This is a genomic window from Neptunomonas marina, from assembly GCF_004005935.1.
GTDB classification, from domain to species: Bacteria; Pseudomonadota; Gammaproteobacteria; order Pseudomonadales; family Balneatricaceae; genus Neptunomonas; species Neptunomonas marina.
Genome location: NZ_SACQ01000002.1, coordinates 392,314 through 405,871, shown reverse-complemented (window position 1 = coordinate 405,871; position 13,558 = coordinate 392,314). Strand labels below are relative to the sequence as shown.

The window sequence follows — 13,558 nt, the reverse complement described above, 5'->3', positions numbered from 1 at the left end:
AAACTTGATGCGGACAATGTTTAAAAAACTACGCGAGTTGAGAGCTCTTGCGGCAGTGGTAGTTTTTTCGCCTCTTTCGATGCCTGTGTGGGCTGTACCTAACAGTGTAAGTTTTGATAATCCGGCAAAGCCTTCAGTGGTGGATAACACTCTAATCGAGGGAGATTGGGCGTTTCAGCTCATTGATGATGCGAGCGTGTCAGATAAGGGTACATTTAGCATTAACGATAATGGCGTTAGCGACCTTGGAACTGACCCAGATCTATACCTGATTGCAACCGGAAACCTTAACGACACTGATGGTATATTGGCGACGCCTCACACGGATACTGATGGATTCAGCCTTACTAGCCTTGCTATAGCGAAAGGGCTTTTTGGAGAGGCGGGTATTACGTTTCGTGGCTTATTAAATGGTCAGGTTGTTGCCGTTCAGAGTGTTGTAACTACTAATACGAGTCAGGTCGTTAACTTTACGGGTGCGGGCTGGGGAGCACTAGATTCTATCCGTATAGAGACCTCGACCTCTAATCCAGATTTTGATGTTGAAATAGATGACATGGTCGTTGCCGCACCCGTCGCTGCGGATGTCAGTATCACACCGTCGACTCTGGGTCTTGCCGAGGGGGACAGTGGCAGTACTGCTATGAACTTTACTGTGACTCGCTCCGGTACGACCACCGAGGGTAGTGTGGTTGCATTTAGTGTCACTGGCAGCGGGGCAACTCCCGCGACAGCTAGCGATTTTGGTGGCACGCTTCCTTCAGGGACAGTGCTGTTCTTGCCAAGTGAGGTCAGTAAAACGATTACGATATCTGTCAGTGGTGATGCCGCTCCAGAGCCTAATGAAACCTACAACGTTACACTGACCAATGTGACCGGTGCTAATGTGGTGGCGGGGGTTGCGCAGGGTACGATTCAGAATGATGACCCTTTCCCAACAGTGGCGCTGGCGACGAATACGTTAAGCCGCGCTGAAGACCAGCCTGGTCTGTTCAGCTTCAGCGTTACGCGTAGCGGCGATACCTCGGTTAGCTCCTCGGTTGCTTACGCGGTGACAGGTAGCGGTGCTTCACCTGTTGTTACGGCAGACTTTTCGGGTGGGGTACTTCCCTCGGGTACGGTTTCTTTCGCTGCCGGTGAAACCAGCAAAACAATCGATTTTGGCGCTGCAATGGATAGTGTTATTGAGCCTGATGAAAGCTTCACTCTGACACTTAGCACGCCAGTGAACGCTAGCCTCGGCACAAGCACAGCACTAGGCACGATTGAAAACGACGATTTTCCGCAGATAACAGCGGTGAGTATCCCTGATGTAACAATGTATCCAGGTGATGTTGTCACGGTAACGATCAATGTCGTTAATGATGCTGGGGATACCTACACTAACGTTAGCGGACAGATAAGCGGTTTGTCTTTGAGTAACCTTGTGCGCGTTGATAGCACCACCTATTCCGCCGAGTTTACAGTACCGCTCTCTTCTTCGGGGGTTGGAGCTGCTCAAGATCACCCTGTTTCAGTACGCATAGATAGCAGTAGCGGCGTACCGTCGGCGTTGTACACTACCCCTATTAACCAAGCGAATGACCCAATTATTGCAGGTGAGGTGAAAGCAATCCCTCTGCTGCCGTGGCCATGGATGCTAATGCTAGGCGCTGCCTTAGCGATGATGGTGAGGCGGAAGTTGTAGTGCAAAAAAGGAGAGCTAAGCTCTCCTTTTTTATTGCTTGGTAACGACTTACACGCGAACTTCGATCTTACAGGCGAACTTCAATGCCGCGCTCTTGCATGTAGCGTTTGGCTTCAGGAATGCTGTATTCATTGAAGTGAAAAATGGATGCTGCTAACACGGCATCGGCTTTCCCTTCGATGCAGCCTTCAACCAGATGGTCTAAATTTCCCACCCCGCCCGATGCGATGACCGGAACGTTAACTGCCTCAGAGATGGCACGCGTCAGGCCGATGTCGTAGCCGTTTTTCACACCGTCTTGATCCATGGATGTCAGCAAAATTTCACCCGCGCCAAGGTCTACCATCTTGCGTGCCCATTCAATCGCGTCAATCCCAGTTGGCTTACGGCCACCGTGAGTAAAGATTTCCCAGCGCCCGGGCTCATCTTTTGCGGAGACGCGCTTGGCATCAATCGCCACGACGATACACTGGGAGCCAAAGCGTTCTGCGGCTTCGCGCACGAAATCTGGATTGAAGACCGCTGCGCTGTTGATCGATACTTTATCGGCGCCAGCATTCAGCATGGTGCGGATATCGTCACAGGTGCGGATACCGCCACCGACGGTAAGCGGAATAAACACTTGCGATGCCATGCGTTCCACCGTCTGTACCATGGTGTCGCGCCCTTCGTGCGTGGCCGTGATATCTAAGAAGGTGATCTCGTCTGCGCCTTGCTCGTCATAGCGCTTGGCAACCTCTACAGGGTCACCAGCATCGCGGATATCAACAAATTGCACCCCTTTCACAACGCGGCCGTTCTCCACGTCCAAGCATGGGATGATGCGTTTTGCTAATGCCATCTAAATTCTCCGTTATAGCGTTGCAGGACAACTAAGGACTAGAACTGTCCATCCCAATTGAGGAAGTTTTTCAGCAGCTGTAAGCCCACTGTATGGCTTTTCTCCGGGTGGAACTGCACGCCAAAGACATTTTTATGTGCCAGCGCGACGTCAAAGTCCACGCCGTAGTGGCAGCGGCCAGCGACGTGTGCTGCTTGCGCCAACTTTACGTAGTAGCTGTGGACAAAGTAGAAGCGGCTACCCTCATCGATGTTGTGCCAAAGTGGGTGATCGATGCTTTGTTGTACTTCATTCCAACCCATGTGAGGCACTTTCAAGCGCTCCCCTGCTTCTTGCAGGTCGTTGCCGAAGAACTTCACTTGGCCATCAAACTCATTGAGGCAATCAACCCCACCGTTCTCTTGCGAGTGGCTCATCAACGCTTGAAAGCCAACACAGATGCCTAAAAAGGGGCGGCCAGAGCGGATCGCTTCAGCGACCTCTTTGTCCACATCTTGGCGGTAGATTTCAGCCATGCAGTCACGAATCGCGCCAACGCCTGGTAGCAGAACACGGTCGGCCTCGGCAACGACTTTAGGGTCGTTGGTAACTTGTACTCGGACATTAGGTTCAACGTGTTCTAGGGCTTTAGCAACGGAGTGTAAGTTGCCCATGCCATAATCGATAACAGCGATGCTGCTCATTTACAGCACTCCTTTTGTGGATGGCATCATGCCAGCCGCGCGCTCGTCATGTTCGAGTGCCATGCGCAGTGCACGTCCAAAGGCTTTGAAAATCGTCTCGGCCTGGTGGTGCGCGTTGAAGCCTTTGATGTTATCGATATGTAGCGTCACGCCAGCGTGGTTCACAAAGCCTTGGAAAAACTCCCAAAACAGTTGTGTATCCAAGCGGCCAATCGTGGCGCGCGTGAAGTCGCACTTAAAGTCCAGCCCTGGGCGGCCCGAGAAATCGATCACAACACGCGAGAGTGCTTCATCTAATGGCACATAAGCGTGGCCATAACGACGGATACCTTTTTTATCGCCCACGGCTTTGTGGAACGCTTGGCCAAGCGTGATGCCGATATCTTCAACGGTATGGTGGTCATCAATATAGATGTCGCCATTGGCTTCGATATCGAGGTCGATTAGGCCATGTCGAGCGATCTGGTCCATCATATGCTCTAGAAATGGCACGCCAGTATCGGCACTGAATTGGCCGGTGCCGTCGAGATTAATTTTAATCTTAATCTGCGTTTCCAGAGTTTCGCGATACACTTCTGCGATGCGCTCAGACATGCTGTTCTCCACTGATACTGAGGTAAAAAAGCTATTATATAGCGAGCCGCTTAAGGATGCACCGCACAACAGCGCTGTGCGATGTAGAACTTAAGCACGGGCTGGTGCGCGCCTTAACCTGTGGTTCACATCCCTTGGGCACCCTAATACACTACGAAGCATCGTCATAGGATGATCGAATAAAGGAGTTTGGTATGGGAAAACTGCTCAAAGGGTTGGTTGGTATTGTTGCTGTTTTGGTTGTGCTCGTGGTCGCTGCAGGTGTAGCACTTGGCCTATTAGTAGACCCAAATGATTACAAGCAAGAGATTCAACAGGCAGCACGTGATCAAGCGGGTGTTGAACTAGAAATTTTGGGCGATATCGGTTGGTCGGTTTTCCCGCGTTTGGGTTTGTCGGTGAGTGATATAAAAGCCGGTTTCGCTGAACGTGATACCTTAGCGCAGTTAGCGAGCGCCAATGTTGCCGTGCAACTGCAGCCGCTGCTCTCTGGCAAAGTTCAGATGAGTGCCGTGTCGATTGATGGTTTGCAGCTGTATCTGAATCGCGATAAAGCGGGGCAGGTTAACTGGCAGGGGAAAAACCTTCCAGCGCAAGCTAAAACACCTGAAACAGAAAAAACACCTAAAACTGAATCAGCAGAGCCACAAACTGCCGCGTTGCCGGCTGAGATCGACATCGAGAGTGTGACCGTCTCAAATGGCGTAGTGGTCTACCAAGATGCCCAGTCTGGCCAACGTTTTGAAGCTAAGCAGATCAACCTAACAACAGGGCGTATCCAAAATAACCAGTTTATCCCCGTCACGTTAGCGATGCAGGTGGCGCAACAGGGCGCGGAGCAGCCGCTCAATATCGGACTGGAGACGCAAGGTGAGTTGCGTTTTGATTTGGCAGCTCAGAGCTATCAACTACGCGGTTTTAATGCCGTAACTGAGTTGTCAGGCGCCCAAAACCTTACCGCTGAAACGGCGTTTGATCTGAGTGCCGATATGGCCAAAGGCACTGTGAGTGTTAACCCTCTCAAGCTTTCGGTGGGTGATCTCAATGTGACCGGCCAAGTGGCGGTAACCGACCTTGAAAAGATGGCGCTGACAGGAGAACTCGCTGTAGCACCCTTTGCGCTGAATCCGCTGCTGAAAAGCTTAGGGCAAGCTGAGTTTGAAACGGCGGGGGATGTACTGCAAAAGATTAGTTTATCCACACGCTTAGAAGGCGATGCTGCGCGCATCAATGCTAAAGATCTAAAAATTGTTGTGGATAACACCACGCTCAAAGGTACCGCGGGTTTTGCCACGGAATCAGGGCGTATCTTTGCGGATCTTAAGGGTGATGCGATCAATCTGACCGACTATCTTCCGCCTCAAGCGGCCAACGGCTCTCCTGCTGACGCACAAGCAAACAGCCAGCAAAAGAGTGGCGAACGTTACTCGAAAGCCGAGGTTATTCCCCTTGCGCCGCTGCAGGCACTGAACATGGATGTGCAACTGAAGTTTGCCAAGGTTCAGCACGATAAGTTACAGCTGAGCAATGTGGATGTGGCGATCGACGCTGCTAACGGGTTAGTGAAAGCGCCACGTATCAATGCCGCTGTGTTTGGTGGACAAGTGAGCAATCGGATTACGCTGGATGCGCGTAAGAAACCGCTGACGATTCATAGTGTTAAATCGGTCAAAGGCCTCGATCTGGAGCAGATGCTAACTACCTTGACGGGCGATGCGCCCATTACCGGGACGCTGGAAACTCGCTCTGATGTGCGTATGAGTGGCCAATCAGTGCATAGCTTTGTTAACACCCTCAATGGTACGGCCAATGTCGCGCTGAGCAACGGCGTGGTGAAAGGGATCGATATGGCGCAGCAGATGTGCCAAACAATGAACAATCTGACGGCGCTAGGTTCACTGCAAGCGGCTGAGCAGGTGGACCAATCAACGCCCTTTGCGAAGATGGGTGGCCAGTTCAATATCCGCAATGGTGTGGTGAGTAACAAAGACCTCAAAGTTAGCTTAGATGCGATCGAAGCAACGGGACGCGGCTCTGTAAATCTGCCCAGCGCGCTTATTGATTACCGCTTAGGGCTGCTAATTCAAGAGAATCTCTTTAAAAAGAGTTGCTCGGTGAACAATAAAATTCAAGGGATTGAGTGGCCAGTAGATTGTAAAGGCGCGTTTGATACGCCCCCTGCACAGCTATGTAAACCCGATCTTTCAGTGATCAAAGATATCGTGCGTAACTCAGTTAAAGAGAAAGCGGAAGATAAGCTTAAAGAGAAGCTGGAAGAGAAACTTAAAGACAACGAGAAGGTAAAAGGGCTGTTAAAAGGCCTATTTAAGTAGTTAATGACACCCTCACAATTCCATAACGCCGTGTTGGAGTGGTTTGACCAACACGGCCGCCACAATCTTCCTTGGCAGCAGCATAAAACAGCCTATAACACGTGGATTTCCGAAATTATGCTGCAGCAAACGCAGGTAAAGACAGTTATCCCTTATTATGAGCGTTTTATGGCGCGCTTTCCCACCGTGGAAAGCCTAGCCGATGCCGATACCGATGAGGTCTTACACCTCTGGACGGGGCTTGGATACTACGCACGTGCGCGCAATCTGCATAAAGCGGCCCAGCAGGTGGCTTATGAACTGGGCGGAGTGTTTCCAGATACCGTCGACGGCCTTGAGGCCTTGCCCGGCATTGGCCGCTCGACCGCAGGGGCCGTGCTATCTATCTCTACCGGTAAACGCGCCGCAATACTAGACGGAAACGTCAAGCGTGTTTTAGCCCGTTTCTATGCGCTGGAAGGTTGGCCAGGTACCACGGCGAATCAGAAAACGTTATGGCACTATGCCGAGCAAAATACACCGCATAAGCGTGTGGGTGATTACACGCAAGCGATGATGGACCTTGGCGCAACGCTATGCACGCGCTCTAAACCTAGCTGTCTGTTATGCCCGCTGCAAAGCGACTGTGAGGCGTTAAAGCAGGGTGATCCTGCGAGTTATCCTCATCCCAAACCGCGCAAAGCGATACCCGAGCGCAAAACCTACATGCTGTTGCTGCAAAACGCCCAAAGCCACACGTTATTGCAACAGCGGCCGCCAACGGGTTTATGGGGTGGATTGTGGTGTTTACCGCAGGTGGATGACCTGCGCGACAGCGATGCGGTGCTCGGCTTGCCGCTTGATTTAGATACGATTGAGGTGCTTGAGCCATTGCGCCACACCTTTAGCCATTTCCATTTAGATATCACTCCAGTGAGGGTTGTGCTAAATACCCCTACAGATCGTGTCATGGAAGCTGCGCCATCACTCTGGTATAACATACAGCAACCGCAGAATGTCGGGTTGGCGGCGCCTGTAAAGCGTTTGCTGGAAACATATGCCCGCAGCAATGATTAATCTGGAGAAGAACACCATGAGCCGTACAGTGATGTGCCGTAAATACCAAACTGAGCTGGAAGGGTTGGACAAGCCGCCGTACCCAGGTCCGAAAGGTCAGGAGATCTTCGAAACGGTCTCTAAAAAAGCATGGCAAGCGTGGTTGGACCACCAAACGATGATCATCAATGAAAAACACATGAGCCTGATGGATCCCGCGACGCGCACCTTCTTGCAGGAGGAGATGGAGAAGTTCATGGATGGTGGCGAACTCACTCAGGTTGAAGGTTACGTACCGCCGAAAAATTAATTGCGAAAAGGTGCTTGACCTCATTCGTAGGATGGGGTTTAATACGCGCCTCTTGAGTTGCCCAGATAGCTCAGTCGGTAGAGCAGGGGATTGAAAATCCCCGTGTCGGTGGTTCGATTCCGCCTCTGGGCACCATTCAAGAACTCTTTTTAGAAGCCTCGCTAATCGCGGGGCTTTCTTGTTTTTAGCGTTAAGCTACTGTTGTCCGTGAATCCTTCTCAAGTTGCAATGCTTGCAATCTGCCATTCCCGAGTAATGCTTAAAGAACCCAATCGCTCCACTTAAGATGAGGCACGTATGCTCGTTCGCTATTGCTGCATACTACTTTTATTGGTTTCTACGGCGGCTGCAGGCGTTGTAGGAAATACCGACACTCGCCCGCTGCACCTGTTGACGCTAATGGACTTCAGGCCCTTTAGCTGGTGTGAAGATGGTGAAGTCAAAGGTGCTGACCAAGCGATCATTAAGCGCCTATTTGCCCGTATCGGACGGCCCGTCACGCTAGAGTGCTTACCTTGGAAGCGCGCGCTGTCGATGGTTGAGAGTGGCAGTGCAGATGGCCTTTTTGCGGGCTATCGTACACCCGAGCGTGAACGGTTTGCTGATTTTCTGGCCAAGCCGCTGCACTACAGCAAATTTAAGGTATTCGTGTGTAAGAGCGCTCCCTTTCCCTTCGAGCAGCTAACTGACCTTCATGGGCGCCGTATCGGCTTGCAGTTGGGCTATTCAGTTAATCCTCAATTTGATGCCGCGCGCGCAAGTGGCAAGGTCGATGTGCAGGAAGCTTCGGATACCTATAGCGGTCTTGGGATGTTGATGAATGGCCGTGTGGAAGCCTTTATCGGAGGCGAAGAAGCGATCTGGTATGCAGCGCATAAGATGCGCCGCCAAGATGAGCTGCTTATGCTTGAGCAACCCTTGCATCCTGCCCGCCCTGCGTATCTGATGTTATCGAAAGCTGCGCCGATTGATGATCGTGAGCAGTTGATCGATGCGCTGAATCAGGCGCTTGAACAGATGTGGCAGAGCGGTGAGGTGGAGGCTGTTATCGACCGCTATGTTGCGGCTGATTAAATCCTATTATTGATGCGTGAAGCACTGCACGCGGTTCCTGCCGTTCTGTTTGGCGAAATACAGCGCTTTATCTGCGTTGCGATATAGCGCTTCGCCATCATCCCCTTCATGCAGTTGGGCACATCCATAGCTAGCCGTCACATGCATGGCAATGGGGGATTGGGGGTGTAGGATATTCGCACCATTCACAGCACTGCGAATCTGCTCTGCTAACTGCGCGGCTTGCTCGATATCGCTGCCCGGTAGTACGAGAGCAAACTCCTCTCCGCCGAGTCGGGCGGTAACATCAATAGCGCGCTTGGTTGCGTTTTGTAGCAGGCTGGCAACCTGAGTGAGGCACTTGTCTCCGGCGGGGTGGCCAAGTGCGTCGTTATAGTGTTTAAAGAAATCGATGTCGATAATGACCAAGCTTAGGGGCTCACCAAAACGCTCAACGTGGTTGAGCGCGTTGCTCAGCGCTTCATTAAATCCTTTACGGTTTAACAGACCGGTCAACTCATCCGTGCGTGTGATGGCCTCGAGCTGGCGTACAAGGCGCAGATTTTCCACGTAACGCCGTTCACCAATAACAAGTCGCTTACGTATGGTAACGAGAAAGAATGCCAGCAACACCGGAAAGACGGATAGCGAGATCAACATCGCAAGTAGTGGTGCATCGGTACCATGGACCATCAAAAATGCATAGGTTGCGAAGAGCGCTGCTAGGGTTGTTAGTAATAGCCCGATGCGTGAATAGAACCCCAGCATGAAAACAAAAAATCCCACCAGTAGCAGTTTCTGAGCCGTGTTTTCATTGTTCGTGCAGTAGTAAACCGATAGCGCAGCACAGGCCCATGCACCCGCTAACGCGAGGGCGCTAAGGTCCCATGTATCTAAGTGACGCGTTAGGGAGCGCGGGTAACGAAATAGCGCTGCCGCTAACACACACAGGCTGACCGCCGCATAAGAAAAATGGTACGCAGGCTCTGCAATTTGAGGTGTGCGCAGAAAAAAGAAAGCCACAGTGAGTAAGCTGATAAGCGTCGTAAGACTGACCCACTGAAAGCCTGTACGCAGGATACGTCGAGCGACAAGATCAGCAGTGCGACGAGCGGTAACAGGCATGGACTAGCGTCTCCTTCTGAGCAGACTAGGCGGCTTCTATATTTTACAAATGATCATCTTTTGATCACCTTCAGTGTAATACAGAGTCCCTAAATACGCTGGTTTGCGTGCGATTAGTTTTATTAAACCCAACCGCTTGCTTTAGAATGGCGTTTTTTGTGCAGGTAGATGCCATCGAAATGTCGAAGTCGAGCCGCTTTGTTCCACTTTTGCTTGTTGTTGTTATGCTCTCGTTGGCGGGTACATGGCAGCTAGGGCAATACGCGCGCGACTGGTCGATGCGGCAGCTGAAAACAGAGGGTGAAGATCGCCTGTTAGATACTGTCAGTGAGATTCGCTTGCTGCTGGCGCGTTTTAGGTACCTGCCGTTTTTGATCTCCCAAAATAAAGATGTACATACACTCCTCAAGGCTCAGACACCGAATCAGGTTGAAACGGTCAGCCGTTTTCTGGAGCAAACGAATCTTGTTGCAGGCTCAACCGCTCAGTTTGTATTGAATCGTGAAGGGTGGCCGGTGGCGTTCAGTAACTGGCGCGAGCAGCAAGATTTCTACCAAGTTTCCCATAGTGCCAGCCCCTACTTTCAGCAGGCGTTAAAGGGGGATCAGGGCCTCTATATTGCGATTCCAGAAGGGCCCTTTCGAGGGGCGTTTTACCTCTCGGCTCCGGTCTATGCTGCGGGGAACTTTGCTGGAGCTGCTACGGTGCGGGTTGATCTGAGTCAGCTACGCCCTGATCTGCCCCAAGTACGTGACTATCTGTTGAGCTTGCAGGATAAAATTCTGCTCGCCAGCCAAACCAAATGGCAGCAACGCCCGATGGCTGAGGTATTGAAAGCGGCTCAGACGCAACAACTCAGTGATGGCAGTACCGTTGAGTTACGCTATCTACCCGATGGCCAGCGTGTATTGAGCCAAAGCGTATTGCTGGACGATTTAGGCTGGCGAGTCACGGTGCTGAGCGATATTTCCACCGCGCAGCGGGTCGGGCGCACCGCGGTGCTCTATGGCTTGGGTGGTTCAGTGGCGCTGCTCTTACTATTGCTGTATCTGCGCGAGCGCCACCTAAAAAACCTCTCCCGACAAGAAACCCGTCAAGCGCTGGAGCGCAACGCCCGCCAGCAACGACGTATTATCAATACCACTCAAGTGGGTATGATCACGTTGGATGCGCAAGGGCGTATCACCTTTATCAACCCGATGGCGCGCCAACAATTTGGTGCGGAGATGTCGCAGCTGTTGCAGCAGCCGATTACCGCGCTGATCGCAGATCAGCCTGAACAGCAGAGCCTACGTGCAGCGTTAGTCTCCCTCCCGAGCGCCAGCTTTACACCGATCACAGCTCTGGAATCAGTCGCGTTGCGCCAAGATGGCCGTACCTTTCCGATGCTGTTTTCCTTAAAGCCGATGGAGCAAGGGGTGAACGCTACGTATTTGGTAACGGTGATCGATATTACACCGCGAAAGCGAGCTGAAAAGGCACTGCAGCGCGCCAATGATCAGCTCGAGCACAAGGTAAAAGAGCGCACCCGTGCACTCGAAGAAGCCCAGTCTGAGTTGGTGCAAGCTGAGAAAATGGCTGCGCTGGGGCGTATGTCATCGGCGCTGGTGCATGAGTTAAATCAGCCGCTGACGGCGCTACGCACTTATATCGCTATCAGCCGTGCATTAATCGCCCGAGAAGAGACGGTGCAACTGGGGCAGAACCTAGATCTTATCGATGATCTGACTGGGCGTATGGCGCAGATGACTCGCCAACTCAAAACCTTTGCGTTCAAAAAGCCTGAGCAACTGATTACGCTCGATCTGGTGACCGCACTCGATCCGGTGCTGCAACTCTTTGCTGAAACATTTCGCCAGCAGCAGATCGACGTGGTGTACGAGCGGCCAACGGAGCCGATCTATGTTGCCGCCGATAATGCTCGTATCGAGCAGGTCCTGACAAACTTGATCACCAATGCCTGTGATGCGGTTGCTGAGATAGCAGCGCCACGCCTTGTACTCACGCTAACCGCTGATAGCGATATGGGCCGCTTTAGCCTGCAAGATAATGGCTGCGGCCTTGCGGACCCCAGCCAACTGTTTGAACCCTTTTACACCACGAAAAAGATGGGAGAAGGCCTCGGCCTTGGGCTATCGATTGTGCGCACGATCGTGCGGGATTTAGATGGCACCATTCAGGCGAGCAATCGTCCTGAGGGCGGTGCCTGTTTTACCTTGTTACTGCCACTGATTAAGGAGCGTCCAGAGTGATTCGAGGCGAAGTGTTATTAGTTGATGATGACCCACTCATTCGTCAATCCACCGAGCAGTGGCTAACCATGAGCGGCTTTGCTGTCACCTGCTGTAGCACTGCTCATGAGGCGCTTAGCCATTTAAGCATGGAGTTTGGCGGTATCCTTGTCTCTGATGTGATGATGCCCGATATCGATGGTCTGGAGTTGATGGCACAAGCACAGGCGCGGATACCCAATCTGCCCGTGATCTTGATCACCGGCCACGGTGATGTGGATATGGCGATCAAGGCTGTACGCGATGGCGCTTATGATTTTATCGAGAAACCCTTTGTGCCTGAGCGGCTGGCGGAGGCGGTGCACCGTGCCTGTGAAAAGCGCCAATTGATGTTAGAGAATGTGCGCTTGCAGCAGAATTTAGCCACACAGAGTGGGTTGGACACGCGCCTGATCGGTATTTCGCCGTCGCTGCAAAAGCTGCGCTCTGATCTACTCAAGTGCGCTGAGCTGGATACGAATGTCATCATCTATGGTGAAACGGGCACCGGCAAAGAGCTGGTGGCGCAGTGCCTGCATGAGTTCAGCAAGCGCCAAAAGAAGCCGTTTGTGGCGTTAAATTGCGGTGCGATTCCCGAATCTTTGATTGAGAGTGAGCTGTTTGGTCATGAGTCGGGCGCATTTACAGGCGCAACGGCAAAACGGATTGGCAAGTTTGAATATGCTGATGGCGGCACTTTGTTGCTTGATGAGATCGAAAGTATGCCGCACCACCTGCAGATCAAGCTGCTACGTACCTTGCAAGAGGGTGTTATCGAGCGCTTAGGGTCAAACCAGCAGATCCCTGTTGATCTGCGTATCGTGGCCGCATCGAAAGCTGATCTGAGCATCGATGATAATTTCCGCCAAGATCTTTTCTATCGCTTGAACGTTTCAACGCTGTATCTGCCGCCGCTGCGCGAGCGTACCGAAGATATCCCGCTGCTGTTTGAGCACTATGCGCGCCTAGCCGCAACACAACACAGCCGTGAACCGCGCCGTATTAGCGGCCAAGATGTGCGGACTATCCAACAGTATCGCTGGCCGGGCAACGTGCGTGAGCTGAAAAATATCGCGGTACGTTATGCGTTAGATGGTGAGCAAAGTGCGGCTCAACTACTATACCCGCAGCAGGGAGAACTGACCCACGAACGCTTTGTAGACACCTCGCTGCCACTAGCTGTGCAAGTGGCTAATTTTGAGAGTGCGGTGATTCAACATGCTTTGATGACACACCAGGGCAACATCAAAGCGGTGATGGATATGCTTGATTTACCGCGCCGTACCCTGAACCAAAAGATGGCGAAGTATGACCTTAACCGCAGTGATTTCCTGAGTGACGCTGAACGTGAAACGCAGAGTGATTAACCGGTCGGCAAAAAACGGCCTATAGCGGCTGAGCGATGGCTTTTACCCCGTTGTGAGCGCATTACCGGCGTTTCTTATACGACAAAAGTCGCGACTTGGCAGCTGTTCGAACGGCGTGACAGAGGTGATGTGCTGAGCTTGACCCGGTTATCGGCAAGTTTTTGCTTATCCAAAGCGACAGTTATCAGCAAAAAAGTGCCGACCGTGCTAGCAATGGCTGTTTTTTAAAATTTTAAACCAATAAAAACAAAGGGTTATAG

The 13,558-nt window shown here is 51.9% G+C and carries 11 protein-coding genes and 1 tRNA gene; 8 read left to right on the top strand and 4 right to left on the bottom strand.

Going from position 1 to position 13,558, the window contains the following annotated elements:
* Positions 1-139: 139 nt before the first annotated feature.
* Positions 140-1,687 (top strand): Calx-beta domain-containing protein, encoded by a 1,548-nt coding sequence (locus EOE65_RS06585; protein WP_164847031.1) that lies wholly within the window; start codon positions 140-142, stop codon positions 1,685-1,687.
* 67 nt (positions 1,688-1,754) lie between these two features.
* Here EOE65_RS06585 and hisF read toward each other — a convergent pair whose 3' ends face one another.
* From hisF to hisB, 3 genes are read right to left on the bottom strand one after another with little or no spacing between them, the layout of a single operon-like run.
* Entirely contained in the window at positions 1,755-2,528 is a 774-nt protein-coding gene (gene hisF / locus EOE65_RS06580) for an imidazole glycerol phosphate synthase subunit HisF (protein ID WP_127693495.1), read from the bottom strand.
* A 38-nt stretch (positions 2,529-2,566) separates the two neighbouring features.
* Entirely contained in the window at positions 2,567-3,211 is a 645-nt protein-coding gene (hisH, locus tag EOE65_RS06575; RefSeq protein WP_127693494.1) for an imidazole glycerol phosphate synthase subunit HisH, read from the bottom strand.
* Positions 3,212-3,805 carry an imidazoleglycerol-phosphate dehydratase HisB gene (hisB, locus tag EOE65_RS06570; RefSeq protein ID WP_127693493.1) on the bottom strand — a complete coding sequence of 198 codons (594 nt, stop codon included), beginning with the start codon at positions 3,803-3,805 and terminating at the stop codon, positions 3,212-3,214.
* Between the two features lie 194 nt (positions 3,806-3,999).
* Between hisB and EOE65_RS06565 the strand changes: the two genes are divergently transcribed.
* The 5 genes from EOE65_RS06565 (at position 4,000) to EOE65_RS06545 (ending at position 8,557) form a co-directional block, all read left to right on the top strand.
* A complete protein-coding gene (locus EOE65_RS06565; protein WP_127693492.1) occupies positions 4,000-6,138 on the top strand; it encodes an AsmA family protein in 2,139 nt (712 codons plus the stop codon).
* 3 nt (positions 6,139-6,141) lie between these two features.
* Positions 6,142-7,194, top strand: coding sequence for an A/G-specific adenine glycosylase (gene mutY, locus EOE65_RS06560; protein ID WP_127693491.1), 1,053 nt, complete (start codon positions 6,142-6,144; stop codon positions 7,192-7,194).
* Between the two features lie 16 nt (positions 7,195-7,210).
* The gene (locus EOE65_RS06555; protein ID WP_127693490.1) at positions 7,211-7,483 is read left to right on the top strand and encodes an oxidative damage protection protein; all 273 of its coding nucleotides are present in this window, start codon (positions 7,211-7,213) and stop codon (positions 7,481-7,483) included.
* A 59-nt stretch (positions 7,484-7,542) separates the two neighbouring features.
* Positions 7,543-7,618 (top strand) — tRNA-Phe (locus tag EOE65_RS06550).
* A 162-nt stretch (positions 7,619-7,780) separates the two neighbouring features.
* A complete protein-coding gene (locus EOE65_RS06545) occupies positions 7,781-8,557 on the top strand; it encodes a substrate-binding periplasmic protein (protein WP_127693489.1) in 777 nt (258 codons plus the stop codon).
* Positions 8,558-8,563: 6 nt separating this feature from the next.
* Here the strand turns inward: EOE65_RS06545 and EOE65_RS06540 are convergent, their stop codons facing one another.
* Positions 8,564-9,661, bottom strand: coding sequence for a GGDEF domain-containing protein (locus EOE65_RS06540; protein WP_127693488.1), 1,098 nt, complete (start codon positions 9,659-9,661; stop codon positions 8,564-8,566).
* A gap of 158 nt (positions 9,662-9,819) precedes the next feature.
* On the opposite strand from EOE65_RS06540, the gene EOE65_RS06535 reads away from it, so the two are divergent.
* Both EOE65_RS06535 and EOE65_RS06530 read left to right on the top strand, forming a co-directional pair.
* Positions 9,820-11,913: a sensor histidine kinase gene (locus EOE65_RS06535; RefSeq protein ID WP_164847030.1), complete on the top strand. Its 2,094-nt coding sequence runs from the start codon at positions 9,820-9,822 to the stop codon at positions 11,911-11,913.
* Positions 11,910-13,298 (top strand): sigma-54-dependent transcriptional regulator, encoded by a 1,389-nt coding sequence (locus EOE65_RS06530; RefSeq protein ID WP_127693486.1) that lies wholly within the window; start codon positions 11,910-11,912, stop codon positions 13,296-13,298. Before EOE65_RS06535 ends, EOE65_RS06530 begins: the two co-directional genes overlap by 4 nt.
* Positions 13,299-13,558 lie beyond the last annotated feature (260 nt).